Here is a 15,045-nt window from a genome sequence, read left to right as displayed (position 1 = left end):
CACCTGATCGATCCAGGAGCAAGCTCGCCCGCCTACACTTACGCAGCAGTCGATGAACCGAGGAACCCCTCAATGGCGTCGGCGGCCGCGGGGGCTCCGCCGGACCCGCGGACGCGGGCACTCATCGCCTCGAGCTTGCCGCGCACTACAGGGTCGCCGCTGACGTCAAGGACAGTTTCCCGGATCAGTTCGGGGGAAAGCCCCTCCAGGGGGAGCCGTCGCCCGAGTCCCAGATCCTCCACCCGGCGTGCATTCGCGCCCTGTTCGGGCTGCAGCGGGAAGGCAACCAAAGGTACCCCGAAATAGAGCGCCTCCATGGTCGAGTTCATCCCGGTGTGGGAAAGGAACGCATCGGCGCGGGCTAGGACTTCGAGCTGCGGAAAGAACGGCCGTACCTCAATGTTGTCCGGGATATCCCCCAGCTCGGACTCCTCGACGCGCTCTCCGATTGCCATGGCGACTTGCCAGTCTGTGCCCGCAAGTCCTTCCAGGCACATCCTGAAGAAATCCGGCCGGTCATTCAACGGGGTGGTGCCCAGCGAGATGAACAACAGCGGCCTGTCCTTGGCCCGGGGCCGCCACGCCTCCTCGTTGCCCCGTGCGCCAAGGCATGGACCCACGAAGTGGAACCTGCCGTCGAAAGTCTCTCCCGAGGGCTGGAATTCCCTCGGGATGAAGGAGATGTTCAACGACGCAGGAGGTCCGCCAATGAACTGCAAATGGCCCACGCCCTGCTCCGCGGCGAAATCATGGATCCGTTGGCCAACCTGTGTCCAGGCCTCGATCATGCCCGGCGGCGGCGGGCCCGGCATGAGGTCCCGCATCGAGAAATGTTCATTGGTGGCGTAGCTCGGTAGCAACGCAATATCGGGCAACGCCAGCTTCGCGGCAGCCATCTTCCCCGAGAGCGTCATGGCGTCGTAGGCCACCCCGTCCGGCGGGTCCTCTGCGAGCCGGGCCAGCAGCGCCGGGAATTCCTCCCTTGCGCCCTTGAGAATCCGATCGAGCAGTCCAGACATCATTCCGGACGGCATTCCCGCGAACATCCCCGACATCGGTGACGGACCTCCACTAGCGGGCGCTGCGCCGCCCTCTCCAGGCGCTGCGCCGCCCTCCGCCAAACGCTCGCGTGGCGGGAGGAAGGCCGCCAGGTCCTCTCCGCTGGGAAAGAACACGGCACCGGCGGCTTCGACCGCTTTCGCGTACTTTGCCGACGTCGCATAGGTGACACGGTGGCCCCGGCGAACCAGCTCGGCGACCACCGGCAAGGTCGGGTTCACATGGCCCGCCGCAGGCAGACAGATGAAGGCTACGTGCATCACGCTACTCCCGAGAACAGGGGATCCTTCATTGGGAAAGGTCGGTGCTGTGAACGCTGCGCCGCCGCGATTTCAGCCCGGTCTCCAACTTGGTCCGCACCTCGCGCTTCACCCGGGCGGCAAGCTCAGTCTCATGCATTTCCAGGAAGGTTCGGACTGCGCGCGGATCCCACAGCACCAAGGACCGCAACGCCCAGCTGACTGCCTTGACCACGGTGTCGTCGCGATCGTTGATCAAGATGCCGACGACGCCGAGCGTCCGCTGCGTATCTCCCGTTCCCCAGCGTGACCTCGTGTTGAGCACCGTTGTGGAGACAAGCGCTATGCGCCGCCACCAATGATCCGGGCTCCGCGCCCAGCCGTCGACGTCGGCGTCCGAGATGAGCCCTTCGCGCCACGCGGGTCCCACCAAAACGGTCGCAAAAGCATCAGCCTGCCCCCACGTAGTGATGCCTTCTCCCAAGTGTTCAAGCCGGGCCCGCGTCAGCTCAGCGAAAGCCGCCTGGTGGGCGTTGATGAACTCCCAGCCCTCCCAGTCAAAGCCCGCTTGGACGAGCCCTTCGGCGAGATTGAAGACGACGGCCGCGTCCATCGTGGCGATTTCCGCGGAAACCCTGCGGCGGACGGCGCGGAAGCTCGCGGCGTCGTGCTTCTCCAAAGCGCGCAATTCCTCAAGGACGCGCGCCAACAATTGCCCCGGTTGAGTATCCCCCGGAGAGACGAGCACCCCGTGCGAAGCCACTTTCGGCCCCCCGATTTCGCAGCCTCAACGCTACTATGCGGGGGCGTCGTCGGTATCCGGCCCTTCGGCAGGTTCCTGGCTGTGAAGGCCGGTATCGTGCGACACCCAACCCTCCGTTTCCCCTTCGGCAGGGGCGTCGCTGTGATGGCGGACTTCGTTCGGATCTGGTGCCTTGTTCATTCCGGATGCTTCCTGTCCTTCGTTGGACTGTTCCCGCGAACGCCTTAAAGTCTACGCCGGGGAGGGGGCGTGTGGCCTAGGCTAGGCAAGGAACTACCGAACGAATTCAACGGCTGAATGCAGAGGTGAAGAATGGCAAAGCGACCCAACCAGGCAGTAAAGATTGCGCAGGAAACGGCCCACAACGCCATGTTCGACGCCAGCGGCAATGCCAAACCCGGTGTCCACAACGTGCTGCTCCGGGCCGTCGAGGTCCAACGTCCCCTTGTCCTGGCCAACCTGCGCCGCCTGCAACGCAAACACCCTCAGGCCACAGCGGCGCAGCTGGCCGCCAAACTGGAGCGCGACTACCTCGCCGCAGTCACCGGCGGGGGAGCCGCCGTCGGGGCAACCGCCGTCGTGCCCGGCATCGGCACCGCGGCCTCGCTGGGCCTTTCCGCGCTTGCCACCATCGGGTTCCTGGAAGGAACCGCTCTGTACGCCGCTTCCTTGGCCGAACTCCACGGAATCCGCCTCACCGATCCGGACCGTGCGCGAACCATGGTCATGGCCATCATGCTCGGCGAGGAAGGCACGGCCCTGCTGGGTGCCCTGAGCGGACAATCGCTCGGCAGAGGCAAAGGAATCACCCAGGCCTGGGGCATGACCCTCACCAAGAAGCTGCCCGGCGGAGGATTCGGGGTCATTCGCGATGCCATCCAGCGCGCCTTCCTCAAGCGGCTCGTTAAGCGCCAAGGCGCGGCCTTCCTCGGCCGGGCCCTGCCTTTCGGCGTGGGGGCCGTGGTGGGCGGAGTCGGAAACCGCGTCATGGGGCGTGCCGTAGCGGCCTCGGCGAGGGAAGCATTCGGTCCCATGCCGGACTTCATTCCGGGCGAGCTGCTCCCAGCCGCCCGCCAGAACGCGCTGGAAGGCGGGAATAGTGGATCTCAACGCTGATTCGGGGGAGTCGTTCGGCTCCTGGACCATGGGGAACGACGCATCAATGTTCCGGATCGTCAGCAGCGCCAACGTCGCCTGCGGCTTCCACGCCGGGGACCCGGTGACCATGCTGGACAGCTGCCGTGCCGCCTTCGAGCTCGACGTCCGGGTGGGCGCCCACGTGGGCTACCGGGACCTGCACGGCTTCGGGCGCCGATCGATGAACATGTCCTTCGATGAGCTCTTCGGCGACGTCCTCTACCAGCTCGGTGCCCTCGACGGCATGGCCCACGCGGTGGGCGCCTCCGTGGACTACGTCAAACCCCACGGTGCCCTGTACAACAGGATCGTCAACGACGTCGAGCAGGCCGAAGCAGTAGTGGCTGCGATTCACGCCTACGATCCCGGGCTACCCGTCCTTGGCCTGCCGGGCTCGGCGCTGCTGCGCCTCGCCGAGGAATCCGGCCACCCGGTGTTCCGCGAGGCGTTCGTGGACCGCGGCTACATGCCGGACGGAACGTTGGTGCCGCGCTCGCAGGAAGGCGCGGTGGTGCACGACGCCGGCGCGGTAGTCGAGCGGGCTGTGCGCTTTGCCGTGCGGGGCGAGGTGCTGGCCGTGGACGGCACAGTGGTGCGGGTTCAGCCCGATTCGTTGTGCATCCATGGCGATACCCCGGGTGCTGTCGAACTGGCGGCGGCGGTGCGCGCCGGCCTCGAGGAAGCTGGAGTGGAGATTGAATCCTTCGCTTGAGCGGGAGCTTTTGCCCTGCGGCGACAGCGCTTTCTTGGTGGAACTGCCCGAGCTGACCGCCGTCGTCGCGTACTACCGCGGGCTGACCGGGCCCGGCGCTTCGGTTGGCAGTTCAATGCCGGAGGGGATCATCGACGTCGTGCCCGCCGCCCGCACTGTCCTGGTCACCTTCGATCCCGAAACGATCCGTCCTTCCGACGTCCGCGACTGGCTGGAGTCCGCAGAACCGGCATACGACGTCGCCAGCTCGGGCCGCGAAGTGACCATCGAGGTCTCCTACCGTGGCCCGGACCTTGCCGAAACGGCACAATTCCTCGGCATGAGCGAGGCCGAAGTGGTCAAGCTTCACACGAGCTCGGAGTGGACTGCCGCATTTTCCGGCTTTGCGCCCGGCTTCGTATACCTGGTCACCACGCATGAGCGGCTCCGCGTTCCCCGCCGGAACACCCCACGCACCGCCGTGCCGGCTGGCTCTGTTGGCCTCGCGGGCGAGTTCAGCGGCGTCTACCCGCGATCCTCTCCGGGCGGGTGGCAGCTGATTGGAACCACGACGGCGGCACTGTGGGACGCGTCCAAGGCCGAGCCCGCGCTGATCCGGCCGGGTGACCTGGTCCGATTCGTGGAGGCCTGATGGGGATAGTGGTGGTGAACCCCGGCCCCCTCACCTTGGTGGAAGACCTTGGCAGGCAGGGCTGGGCTTCCTTGGGGTTGAGCCCTTCCGGCGCGCTGGACCGGCAATCGCTTCGCCTTGCCAACCTGCTGGTGGGGAATCCCGCGGAGGCGGCAGGGCTGGAGATATTGCTGGGTGGGCTTCGCCTGCGGTTCGTCACGGCGTCGACGATCGCGGTGGCGGGTGCCGAGGGAATCGTGAGACTCAACGGGGCCGAGATTCCGCTGAACCAAGCCGTCCGGGTGGCCCCAGGCGCCGTGCTGGACTTCGGTTCCCCTCTGTTCGGACTGCGATATTACCTGGCGGTACAGGGCGGCATCGACGCGCCAAAGCTCCTCGGTTCAAGCAGCACGGACATGCTCTCCGGTGAAGGCCCAGCGCCGTTGACATCGGGTGAGCAGCTAGGAATCGGGCATGTTTCGGCGGGCAATGGCCTGGTTTCGGGTACGGGTTCGGGGACCGTTAACAATGCGCATGTCCTCCCTGCCATCCGCCGCGCTCCTGATCCGGGGCGCGCCATCACAGCCCGCGTGGATCGCGGCCCCCGGGCGGACTGGTTCGACCCCGACTCCTGGCGCCGCTTGGTCAGCCAGGAATGGACCCTGTCGCCCGATTCCAACAGGATCGGTGCCCGGCTGGTGGGCCGCCCGCTCACCCAGGCCCGGCTTGAGGAACTGCCCAGCGAAGGCATGGTGCTCGGCGCACTGCAAGTGCCGCCGTCGGGCCTTCCCACGGTATTCCTGGCAGATCATCCCGTGACGGGTGGCTACCCTGTGATTGCCGTGGTGCGTCGCACGGACCTGGACTTATTGGGCCAAGCCCGCCCCGGCCAGCGGATCCGTTTCCTCGGCTGAAGGTCCCCTCCACCGGACTGCGTCAGCCGAACACCAAGTGCGCTACCGTGAAGATCGCGAGCCCGGCCAGCGACCCCACTACGGTGCCGTTGATGCGGATGTATTGCAGGTCCTTACCTACCTGGAGCTCGATTTTTTGCGAGGTTTCCTCGGCATCCCAGCGCGCCACGGTGTCCGTGATGACCCCAGCGATATCGGAACGGTACGTTTTGACGAGGTACCCGGCAGCATCACCGATCCAGGCATTGACCTTGCCCGCCAGCTCGTCGTCGTTGACAAGCCGCGAACCGAAGTCCCGGACGGCGCTCTTGAAGCGCTGTGTCAGTTCGCTGTCGGGATCGTCGACGGCGGTGAGCAGCGCGTCCTTGATAGTGCCCCACGTGCGGGAGGCAAGTTCGCGGACCTCGGGATCGCCGAGGACCTGGGTCTTGATTGCCTCCGCGCGGGCGATCATTGCGGGATCGTGCTGGAGATCCTGGGCAAGATCACCGAGGTATGTATCGATCGATTGGCGCACTTGATGGTCGGGATCCTGCTGCACCGCCCGGACGAACTTGGAGATTTCGTTGTAGACCCTGTCTCCCACGATGTCGTCCACGAAGGAAGGAACCCAGAGGGGCGAACGGTCGGACACGAGCCGGTTCACCGTGGAGTGGTTCGCTTCCACCCAATCAGCCGCCCGGTCAACCAGCAGATCGACGAGTTTGTGGTGGTGGCCGTCGGCAAAGATCCGTTCGGCCATCCGGCCTACGGGCGGTCCCCACGGCGGGGTGAGCAGGTGCTTGCGGACCATGCCCTCGATCACTGCTTGGACGTCGTCGTCGTTCAGCACGGTGAACGCCCCGCGGATCAGTGCCGAACCTTCCTTGGCGATGCGCTCCGGACCGCCGGGGGAAGCGAGCCACGTGCCGGCTTTCCGGGCGATGTCGATGCTCGCGAGCTTCTCCTGAACCACCTGCTCGGACAGGAAGTTGGTCTCCACGAATTCCCCGAGCGAAGCGCCGATCTGGTCCTTGCGCCGCGGAATGATGGCGGTGTGCGGGATTTTCAGGCCCATGGGGTATTTGAACAGCGCAGTGACGGCGAACCAGTCGGCCAGCGCTCCCACCATGCCGCCCTCGGCAGCGGCCCGCACGTATTCCAGCCACGGATACTGCCTCTGCAGGGCGAAAGCGGCCGTGAAAACCACCGCCATCACAATCAGGAGCGCCAGCGCCACCGACTTCATCCGACGCAGGGCAGCCGCCTTTTCGGCGTCGCCGTTCCGTTGCCCGACGCCGGACCCAACCGTGGAGCTGTTCCCGGCACCTGCGTTCCGGGTGGCCTCCGCCGTCAGGTCGCTATCGCTGTCCGTCACCGGGATTTGTTCAGAGTTCACCTGCATGTGCCCAGCGTAGCCCCGTCGCTGTCATGGACGTGGGCTACCGTGTCCCCATGACGAATGACGAGCCCGGTCGCCCAGACCAAAGCACGGAGCAAAATACGCGGCCCATGGTCTACGCCCACCGCGGAGCCAGTGCAGCATTTGCCGAGCACACGCGTGCCGCCTACCTGAAAGCAATCGCCGACGGCGCCGACGGCGTCGAGTGCGACGTCCACCTGACGCGGGACCAGCACGTTGTCCTGCTCCACGACGCGAACTTGGACCGCACCTCCGACGGTACCGGTCCCGTGGCCGAGAAGACGCTCGAAGATCTGCGGCAGCTGGATTTCTCTTCCTGGAAGGGCGCCCGGATTCCGGACCAGTACGGCGCAAAATCGGACCAGCTCCTGACGCTCCCGGAGTTGCTGGAGATCCTGCGTGGTGCCGGCAGGACCATTGGCCTGGCTATTGAACTCAAGCACCCCAGCCCGTACCAGCTCAAGCTTGAAGACCGCGTGCTGGAGCTTCTCGGCCGGGAAGGGTGGAACGCGGAGACCTCCATGCTGGACAACATCCAGGTTTCCTTCATGAGTTTCAGCCCGGATTCGGTCAAGCACCTGCTCCAGTTCGTTCCCGCGGAGCACATTTGCCAGCTCGTGGACGACGTCACGGTGGAAGAAGTCCGCGATGAACTGGGCCTGGGAGTCATCACTGGGGGAGCCGTGGCCAACGTGATGAAGGCAGCCCAGCAGGAGGGCGAACGGATCCTCGACGACTGCGAGGTTGGACTCGCCGGCCCGGGCATCGACTACGTCCGCAAGCATGCCCGCACCGTCCAGCGCTGGCTGGAATCAGGCCGCCGCTTCCGGGTGTGGACCGTTGACTCGGAGAACGATGTTGCCCTCTGCCAAGGCCTGGGCATCCACGAGATCACCACGAACAAGCCGGCGCAGGTCCTCGCCCAGCTTTAGGCACCACGCGCACCCAACTAGCTCGCAATTGTTGTCGTTTAGGGGCTCCAAAACGACAACAACTGCGAGTCAGATGACCGTGTTGCTGAGGGTTCCGATGCCGCCCAGTGTGATGTCCACCCGGTCGCCGGGCTGGACAGCCACGAAGGTGTTCGGAGCTCCCGTCATGATGATGTCGCCGGGCTCCAAGGTCAGCCATTCGGTGACATAGACGAGGCAATCCGTGATGGAGGATGGCAGGTTGAAGGACCCGGACCGGGCCTTGACCTCGCCGTTGACTACTACCTCGGTGCTGACGTTGTCCGGGTCCTCGATCCCGGTTTCGATCCACGGTCCGAGCGGCGTGTAGTTGGTGCCGGACTTGCCCTGGAAGAGCTTTTCGTCGACGTGGTTTTGATCCACGTTGGTGACGTCGTTGACCACGGTGTAGCCCAGGACGTGGCTCAAGGCGTTCTCGGCAGTGAGCTTTTCCGCCCGCTTTCCGATGACGGCGGCCAACTCGCCTTCCACGTTCACCGTGCCCGCGTTGCGCACGGCCACGATGCCGTCACCGGGTCCGGCGATGCTGTGGACGGACTTGTGCCAGGCCTGGATGGGCAGTACGTGGTTGTTGTTGCCCAGGTTGTGCCCGATTCCGAGCACCACGGAAGGCCGGACCGGGGCGAGGAGCTCGGCGTCGTCCGCGGAACTGGATTCTCCGGTGAAGGATAGGACCTCGGCAAAGGGATCCTCGATGTGGTCCCAGCGTCCATCGCGCAGGACAGCGTGCTGGGGGCCGGAAGGGGTCTTCAGTCGGGCGATGCGCATGGAACTCCTCGTTGAATTTCTTGTGGCGGTGGACTGTGGCGGTGGACTGTGTCAGGCACGGCCTAGAAAGAAACATACATCATACTGAACTGAGTCCAATATTCTGAACACATAACTCAGTCCGAACCCTTCCGGTTACCGCGCTGGGCAGGGCTGTGGTTGCATGAATACATGCCTTTTTCATGGTCCGCCCGGACAACACAGACAATCTCCGCGGCGGCCATGAGTGCACTGTTACTCGTCAGTGCCAGGAAGCACTTCCGGCAGCCGAAATTCTTCGCTCCCGTGGTCCCGGACTATCTCTGCCGCGAGGACTACGCAGTCGGGCACGCTGAAGCCGGCCAGGACAAGACCAAACCAACCGCACCGCACAACGGCGCCTTGGCGGTCATGTCCAGGGAGGAATGGATCGCGGTGAGTGGACTGCTTGAGGCGGTTGCCGCCGTCGGACTCCTCATTCCTGCCACGCGTAGGGCTGCAGCCCGCGGCACTACGCTGATGTTCACGGCGTTCCTGGCCGGCCACGTGGACGCGCTCCGCCGCGCCTACTCGCCTACAGGTTCGGTGTCCGCTCGGCGGATCCACACACTGCGGCTGCCCTTGCAGATCCCTCTGATCCTGTGGGCATGGAGCTTGGCCGGAGCGAAACGGGGCGCATGAAACTCCTCGAATCCCCGGCGGTGAAGGTGGGCCTCTCCATCAGCATTGCAACGGGTCTCTACGGCATCTCGTTCGGGGCATTGGCCTCGGCCTCGGGGTTCAGTTTCTGGCAGACCATGGCGTTCAGCCTGCTCATGTTCAGCGGCGGCTCGCAGTTCGCCTTCATCGGCGTCGTGGCTGGCGGAGGTTCCGGCATTGCGGCCATGACAGCGGCCGCGCTGCTGGGGTTGCGCAACGGCATCTACGGGATGCAGATGAACGCGCTGCTGCGTCCCAGCGGTTGGCTCAAGTACCCGCAAGCCCACATCACCATCGATGAATCCACGGCCACTGCCTCGGGACAAAGCGATTCCGACGAACAACGCCGCGGCTTCTGGACAGCCGGACTCGGCATTTTCGTGCTGTGGAACATCTTCACGGCTGTGGGCGCACTGGCCGGCGATGCCTTGGGCGACCCCAAGCAGTGGGGTCTCGACGGCGCCGCCGTGGCAGCGTTCCTCGGCCTTCTTTGGCCGCGGCTCAAGGGCCGTGAGCCGTGGGCGATCGCCGCTGCTGCTGCCCTGGCGACCATCATTGCGGTCCCGTTCGTTCCGGCTGGGGTGCCCATCCTCGTGGCCGCCGTGGTGGCCGGAGCCATCGGCTGGTTCAGCCACGGACGCAGCGACGAAGGGATGGAGCCCGACGTCGATCCCTACCCGCGCGGCCATTCCAGTGCTGACGCTTCCAGCCGCGAAAGGAACGCCGAATGAACCTCTGGGTTTGGATCCTCATTGCCTGCGGACTGGCGTACCTGACGAAACTTTCGGGCTATTTCGTGCCGGCGAAACTGCTGCAGAGTCCCCGGATGATGCGTGTGGCCGGCACCATGACCATCGGACTGCTGGCATCCCTGACCGTGGTCAACGCGGTGGCGTCCGGGCAGTCCCTGGCCTTCGACGCCCGGTTCGGCGCGCTGGCTGCGGGTGCCGTCGCACTGTGGCTCCGTGCCCCGTTCCTGGTAGTGGTCATCGTCGGGTCGGCAGCGGCCGCTGGGCTCCGGCTGCTCGGCTGGCGCTGAACCGCGACGCGCGGTTCCAACCATGCCGCGGCGCGCAACGTCGTCGTGCGCTGGTTACTGGAAATTCATCCCGGGGATGGGGGTCTGCTGCGGCAGCGGACGCGACGGGCGCTCGGTGCGGATGGCGTCCTCAAGGAGGGCAACAGGCCGTTCCCAAGCGCGGGACCCCGGCTCCATGGTGTCCACGGCGCCGATCAGCATGGCAACAAGGCGCACCATGTCCTCGATGGAAATGTCCCGGCGCAAAGAACCCTGGCCCTGGCCGCGGCTAAGAAGTTCAGCCATGGAATCGATCAAGCCGCCCGTGATGCCCACCAGGAGTCCACGGCGGCCGGCGACGGCGCCCAGCAGGTTGGCGTCTTCGCTGGCAACCTGCACTACGGCGTCGATCACGTTGATGAGCCCGACGGCGGCATCCATGCCCGCGAGGGACTCTTCCACGACCGGGTCGACATGAAGCCTGAGTTGCCGCGACAGGGCGGCCAGGACGAGTTGTTCCTTGTCAGCGAAGTTGCGGAACAGTGTAGCCGGGCCAACACCTGCGGTGGTGGCGATCGTCTGGAGTGGAACCTCCGGGCCCAGCTCGCGGAAGCACTGGCGCGCCGCCGTGATGATCTTGTCTACATTGCGCGCAGCATCAGCTCTAAGTGGCTTGCGTTCCAAGGGCCGGTCCATGCTGCTCACAGTAGCAACGGAGGGGCTCCAATCACTTTTGTGACATTCTTGCCCGTGAAAGACTGGATTCATGTTGCTTGCCTTTTCAGTCGCCCCGTCCGGCCAGCCCGCTGCTGGCGCCGCATCCGTTGATGGCTCGGTGCACGATGCCGTTGCCGAGGCCGTGAAGATCGTCCGCGAATCCGGGCTTCCCAACCAGACGGACTCGATGTTCACCACCATCGAGGGTGAGTGGGATGAAGTGTTCGACGTCGTCAAGCGCGCCACCGAGGCGGTGAGCAAGTACGGGAGCCGGGTGTCCCTGGTGATCAAGGCGGATATCCGGCCGGGATATGCGGGGGAGATTACGGGCAAGGTCGAGCGGCTCGAGAAGGCGATCGCCGGCGGGGAATAGGCCCTTCGGCGGCGCGCAGGTTCCACACTCGGACTCAGCCGGGAGTCTCTGATGCCTGCTTGTTGTTGATGGCAATCGCCTCCGATGACTATTGAAACGCCCTTGAGTCGGGAGCTTAAGCTAACAAAATGCGATGCGCGATAACAAGTATTGTTATAAGTTCGCATAAGTTCGTATACTCACTCCATGGATCCTTCATTGAACCCATTCGCGCCAGGCTCTGGCGTGCGACCCCCGGAACTCGTTGGACGCGACAGTGAGATTAGGGCATTCGATCTGCTGATCGCTCGGACGCGGTCCAACACAACTGGGGATCGCGGAATGGTCCTCTCGGGCCTGCGAGGGGTGGGTAAGACGGTCCTGTTGAATGTCTTCGCTGAGCACGCCCGGCAGAACGACTGGCTCGTAATCCAGCTCGAAGCCCAGCCAGGGGAAGCCGGTAAGGGTGCGACGCGCGCGAAGCTAGCACGCGAACTTGAAGTTGGTGCTCGGCGGCTTCGGGGCAAGCCCGCTTGGGCCTATCTAAAAGAGTCGATGGCTAGTATTGGCAACATCTCCGCCAGCCTCGGCGCTACAGGCGTTTCGGCCTCCGTGACCACGAATCAGGGCAGGGCCGATTCGGGGAATCTCGACATCGATATTGAAGAGCTGGTCGAAGATGTATCCCTGGCCATGCGCAAGGCCCGGGCTGGATTCGGCCTATTCATTGATGAAATGCAGGATCTGGACGAGGAACTACTGACAGTCCTTCTGTCGGTTCAGCATCTCGCCGGGCAGAGGGGATGGCCCTTCTACATCGTCGGTGCAGGTCTCCCCAACCTTCCAGGCAAGATATCAGAGGCCAGGACTTACGGAGAGAGATTGTTTCTCTACAAGACCATCGGCCAGCTCACCGAAGAAGCGGCCGCAGAAGCCCTCACCCTGCCGATCAGCAGGCTAGGCGCATCGACGGCACCCGAAGCATTGTCGATATTGTTGTCCGCGGCCAACGGATACCCCTACTTCCTCCAAATTTATGGGCGTTCCGCGTGGGACGAGGCGCCGGACAAGGTCATTACCGCCGAGGACGCCCAGGTGGCGGTCCGGTACGGAACAAGCGATCTTGACCATGGTTTTTTTGAGGCTCGATGGCAGCGTGCCACTCCTGCTGAACGGGTATACCTGAGGGCGATGGCTCTTGACGGTGAACAGCCTTCGTCCACGGGCGAAATTGCCGCGAGGCTGGGGAAATCTACGAACAAGCTCGCGGTCATTCGGCAGCGACTCATTACAAAGGGCGTGGTCTATGCGCCCGAATACGGATCGATTCAGTTCACGGTCCCGGGAATGGCTGGCTTCATTGAACGCCAGACGGAAGGCTGAGAGGGTCTCCGCTGCCGGTCCTTCCCTCCGGCCCGTGCCCGGTGCCAGACTGGGGCCATGTTTGAACACAAGGCCCAGCCCGGCTGGGTGGCCGTGGAGGAATACTTGTCCAACGCCGTCGTCCGCCCGAACGCCGCGCTCAAGCATGCGGTGCAGTCCGCCCTCGACGCCGGGATGCCGCCTATCGAGGTGGCGCCCAACGCCGGCAAGCTGCTCAAGATGCTGGTGCAGTTGTCCGGGGCGCGGCGCGTGCTGGAAATCGGCACCTTGGCTGGCTTCAGCGCGATCTGGATGGCCCAGGGGCTGCCCGACGACGGCCGCCTCGTCACGTGCGAATACCTCCCGAAACACGCCGAAATCGCCCGGGCGAACGTTGACATGGCAGGGATCGGCCACAAAGTAGACATCCGGATCGGCCCGGCTCTGGAGACCCTTGCGGCGCTGGCCGAAGATCCCACGCGGGACGGTCCATTCGACTTTGTCTTCATCGATGCCGACAAGGAGAACGATTCCAACTACCTGGACTGGGCCATCCGGCTCGGGCGGCCGGGGACGGTGATCGTGATGGACAACGTCATCTGGGAGGGTGCCATCCTGGATCCTTCCATGGACGAGGTGAACGCTCCGGGCATCGTGGGGGCTTTGGAGATGATGGGCAAGGATCCGCGCCTCGACGCAACGGCCATCCAAACGGTTGGATCCAAGGGATGGGACGGCTTCGCGATAGCCCGCGTGGTGTGACGCTAGGCTGAGCGAATGGAATTTACCCTCCGCCCGGCAACCGTGGACGACGCCGAGCCCCTGACCCGCATGCATGTGGCTGCCTGGCGGGAAAGCTACGGGCACCTCTTGCCCGAGGAGTTCTTCGCCTTCCGTGAGGCCACCATCAACACGCGGATCGAGAGGCAGCGGGAAGCCTTGGAGGGCTCATACAAACCGATGCTCGCCCACGACGCCGGCGGCGCCTTGGTGGGCATCGCCTTCGCCCGCGAGGCCCCGGAGGAGGACCGGCCGTGCGAGCTGCAACTGCAGGTGATCTACACCCTGCGTCGCGTGCACGGTTTGGGCGTGGGGCAAGCATTGGTCGACGCCGTGATCGGCAATTCTGCCGCCTTTCTTTGGGTGCTCGAAGACAACCCGCGGGCCCAGGCTTTCTACCGCAAGAACGGCTTCCGGCCTGACGGAACACGCCAGCTCTTGCCGCCCGAATGGCACGAACTGCCGGAGATCCGGATGGTGCGTGCCGCCGTCGGGGGCTGACCGCAAGGCTGCGGCGCACCGCCGTCGAGGGCTGACCGCAAGGCTGCGGCGTCAACTAGGGTTGAAGCATGACCGGAAGAGGGCGGCAGTAGTGGCGAAGCGTGGCAAGGGCAGGGGAGCCGGGCAAGCTGCCGGGGTCATCGAGGTGCCCGCGGGCACCAAGCCGAACGGTCCCGTGGAGGGCGTCTACTACATCGACACCGGCGACTGCGAACTGGTTGCCGACCCGGACAACTCCAACGGCTGGCTCCTGAAGATCAACGGTGTCATGAGCTCGCATATCGATGTTGCAGAGCCGCTGTTCCTGGACTTCGAGTACATGCGCTGGATAGCCGCGCTGGTTGAATCCAAATGGCCGCCCGCATCCAAGCCGAAGTTGCGGGCCTTGCATCTTGGCGGCGGAGCATGTTCCCTCGCCCGGTACTTCCACGCCGCCTACCCGGACGCGCGCCAAGTGGTGGTGGAACTCGACGGCAAGCTGGCCGACTACGTGCGCGGCTGGTTCGACCTCCCGAAGGCCCCGCTGCTTCGAATCCGGGTGGGCGAAGCCAGGGAAGTCACGGAAAGCCTCACGCCTGACACCCGGGACCTCATCATCCGGGACGTCTTTGCCGGTGCCCTCACCCCGAGGGCGCTCACCACCCGCGAATTCAACGACCACGCGTCGAGGGTGCTGGCGCCGGGCGGGCTCTACGTGGTGAATTCCGGAGATGCGCCCGACCTCAAAAACGCCCGCGAGGACGCCGCCACCATCGCAGACACCTTCGCGCACACCATGATCATCGCCGATCCCGCGATGCTCAAGGGCCGGCGGTACGGGAACATGATCATGGCCGGCAGCCACGAGCCTTTCGGCGACGATCCGCAACTGGCCCGGAAGCTCCTCGGCGGGGCGGTTCCCGCACATATCTGGAACGACGCGAAAGTCCGGGCATTCGCCGTCGGCGCGCAGATCCGGCACGACCCGCGGCCAGCCGCCTGACCGTCACTCACCGAAGGGCTCAGATGTGAGCGAGCGTCCGCCGGGGAAGGCTTATATGTGAGCGAGCGTCGGCCGGGGAG

Annotated in this window: 19 protein-coding genes; 13 read left to right on the top strand and 6 right to left on the bottom strand. The window is 64.7% G+C overall.

Annotated features, from left to right (window positions below):
* Positions 1-38: 38 nt before the first annotated feature.
* Genes AB4068_RS10880 through AB4068_RS10870 form a run of 3 tightly spaced genes read right to left on the bottom strand, consistent with a single transcriptional unit; the run spans position 39 to position 2,241 of the window.
* On the bottom strand, positions 39-1,319 hold the full coding sequence (locus AB4068_RS10880; RefSeq protein WP_441433403.1) for a macrolide family glycosyltransferase: 1,281 nt from the start codon (positions 1,317-1,319) through the stop codon (positions 39-41).
* Positions 1,320-1,347: 28 nt separating this feature from the next.
* Positions 1,348-2,061 carry a DNA alkylation repair protein gene (locus AB4068_RS10875; RefSeq protein WP_441433368.1) on the bottom strand — a complete coding sequence of 238 codons (714 nt, stop codon included), beginning with the start codon at positions 2,059-2,061 and terminating at the stop codon, positions 1,348-1,350.
* A gap of 33 nt (positions 2,062-2,094) precedes the next feature.
* Positions 2,095-2,241, bottom strand: a complete 147-nt coding sequence (locus AB4068_RS10870; RefSeq protein ID WP_306960266.1) for a hypothetical protein — start codon at positions 2,239-2,241, stop codon at positions 2,095-2,097.
* A 132-nt stretch (positions 2,242-2,373) separates the two neighbouring features.
* Between AB4068_RS10870 and AB4068_RS10865 the strand changes: the two genes are divergently transcribed.
* The 4 genes from AB4068_RS10865 to AB4068_RS10850 are packed head-to-tail and all read left to right on the top strand — an operon-like array spanning position 2,374 to position 5,434.
* Positions 2,374-3,177, top strand: a complete 804-nt coding sequence (locus AB4068_RS10865) for a hypothetical protein (RefSeq protein ID WP_284991101.1) — start codon at positions 2,374-2,376, stop codon at positions 3,175-3,177.
* Entirely contained in the window at positions 3,161-3,910 is a 750-nt protein-coding gene (locus tag AB4068_RS10860; RefSeq protein ID WP_441433367.1) for a LamB/YcsF family protein, read from the top strand. The genes AB4068_RS10865 and AB4068_RS10860 overlap by 17 nt, the downstream gene beginning before the upstream one ends.
* Positions 3,894-4,541, top strand: a complete 648-nt coding sequence (gene pxpB, locus AB4068_RS10855; protein ID WP_441433366.1) for a 5-oxoprolinase subunit PxpB — start codon at positions 3,894-3,896, stop codon at positions 4,539-4,541. Before AB4068_RS10860 ends, pxpB begins: the two co-directional genes overlap by 17 nt.
* Complete coding sequence (locus AB4068_RS10850; RefSeq protein ID WP_441433365.1) at positions 4,541-5,434, top strand: biotin-dependent carboxyltransferase family protein; 894 nt, start codon at positions 4,541-4,543, stop codon at positions 5,432-5,434. The genes pxpB and AB4068_RS10850 overlap by 1 nt, the downstream gene beginning before the upstream one ends.
* A 22-nt stretch (positions 5,435-5,456) precedes the next feature.
* On the opposite strand, the gene AB4068_RS10845 is transcribed toward AB4068_RS10850, so the two are convergent.
* Positions 5,457-6,662 (bottom strand): DUF445 domain-containing protein, encoded by a 1,206-nt coding sequence (locus AB4068_RS10845; protein ID WP_441433402.1) that lies wholly within the window; start codon positions 6,660-6,662, stop codon positions 5,457-5,459.
* Positions 6,663-6,868: 206 nt separating this feature from the next.
* Here AB4068_RS10845 and AB4068_RS10840 point away from each other — a divergent pair, with 206 nt between their 5' ends.
* Complete coding sequence (locus AB4068_RS10840) at positions 6,869-7,768, top strand: glycerophosphodiester phosphodiesterase (protein ID WP_441433364.1); 900 nt, start codon at positions 6,869-6,871, stop codon at positions 7,766-7,768.
* 69 nt (positions 7,769-7,837) lie between these two features.
* Here the strand turns inward: AB4068_RS10840 and AB4068_RS10835 are convergent, their stop codons facing one another.
* Positions 7,838-8,575 (bottom strand): fumarylacetoacetate hydrolase family protein, encoded by a 738-nt coding sequence (locus tag AB4068_RS10835; protein WP_059388434.1) that lies wholly within the window; start codon positions 8,573-8,575, stop codon positions 7,838-7,840.
* A 171-nt stretch (positions 8,576-8,746) separates the two neighbouring features.
* On the opposite strand from AB4068_RS10835, the gene AB4068_RS10830 reads away from it, so the two are divergent.
* Genes AB4068_RS10830 through AB4068_RS10820 form a run of 3 tightly spaced genes read left to right on the top strand, consistent with a single transcriptional unit; the run spans position 8,747 to position 10,292 of the window.
* Positions 8,747-9,235: a DoxX family protein gene (locus tag AB4068_RS10830; protein WP_059388435.1), complete on the top strand. Its 489-nt coding sequence runs from the start codon at positions 8,747-8,749 to the stop codon at positions 9,233-9,235.
* Positions 9,232-9,984, top strand: a complete 753-nt coding sequence (locus tag AB4068_RS10825) for an AzlC family ABC transporter permease (RefSeq protein WP_059388436.1) — start codon at positions 9,232-9,234, stop codon at positions 9,982-9,984. The genes AB4068_RS10830 and AB4068_RS10825 overlap by 4 nt, the downstream gene beginning before the upstream one ends.
* The gene (locus AB4068_RS10820) at positions 9,981-10,292 is read left to right on the top strand and encodes an AzlD domain-containing protein (protein WP_441433363.1); all 312 of its coding nucleotides are present in this window, start codon (positions 9,981-9,983) and stop codon (positions 10,290-10,292) included. The genes AB4068_RS10825 and AB4068_RS10820 overlap by 4 nt, the downstream gene beginning before the upstream one ends.
* 54 nt (positions 10,293-10,346) lie before the next feature.
* On the opposite strand, the gene AB4068_RS10815 is transcribed toward AB4068_RS10820, so the two are convergent.
* A complete protein-coding gene (locus tag AB4068_RS10815) occupies positions 10,347-10,967 on the bottom strand; it encodes a TetR/AcrR family transcriptional regulator (protein ID WP_284991092.1) in 621 nt (206 codons plus the stop codon).
* A gap of 70 nt (positions 10,968-11,037) precedes the next feature.
* Here AB4068_RS10815 and AB4068_RS10810 point away from each other — a divergent pair, with 70 nt between their 5' ends.
* The 5 genes from AB4068_RS10810 to AB4068_RS10790 all read left to right on the top strand — a co-directional run bounded on the left by AB4068_RS10810 (position 11,038) and on the right by AB4068_RS10790 (position 14,965).
* Positions 11,038-11,361 carry a thiamine-binding protein gene (locus tag AB4068_RS10810; protein ID WP_284991091.1) on the top strand — a complete coding sequence of 108 codons (324 nt, stop codon included), beginning with the start codon at positions 11,038-11,040 and terminating at the stop codon, positions 11,359-11,361.
* A 186-nt stretch (positions 11,362-11,547) separates the two neighbouring features.
* The gene (locus tag AB4068_RS10805; RefSeq protein WP_059388440.1) at positions 11,548-12,723 is read left to right on the top strand and encodes an ATP-binding protein; all 1,176 of its coding nucleotides are present in this window, start codon (positions 11,548-11,550) and stop codon (positions 12,721-12,723) included.
* 57 nt (positions 12,724-12,780) lie between these two features.
* Positions 12,781-13,464, top strand: a complete 684-nt coding sequence (locus AB4068_RS10800; protein WP_307052925.1) for an O-methyltransferase — start codon at positions 12,781-12,783, stop codon at positions 13,462-13,464.
* A 15-nt stretch (positions 13,465-13,479) separates the two neighbouring features.
* Positions 13,480-13,983, top strand: coding sequence for a GNAT family N-acetyltransferase (locus tag AB4068_RS10795; RefSeq protein WP_306960729.1), 504 nt, complete (start codon positions 13,480-13,482; stop codon positions 13,981-13,983).
* Positions 13,984-14,074: 91 nt separating this feature from the next.
* Positions 14,075-14,965, top strand: a complete 891-nt coding sequence (locus AB4068_RS10790) for a spermidine synthase (RefSeq protein WP_441433362.1) — start codon at positions 14,075-14,077, stop codon at positions 14,963-14,965.
* The last annotated feature ends 80 nt before the right edge of the window (positions 14,966-15,045 follow it).

Source organism: Arthrobacter sp. 2RAF22, assembly GCF_052115325.1.
In the GTDB taxonomy this organism is placed as follows: Bacteria; Actinomycetota; Actinomycetes; order Actinomycetales; family Micrococcaceae; genus Arthrobacter.
Note: the sequence above shows the minus strand (reverse complement) of the source record. Positions and strands in the feature narration are given on the sequence as shown.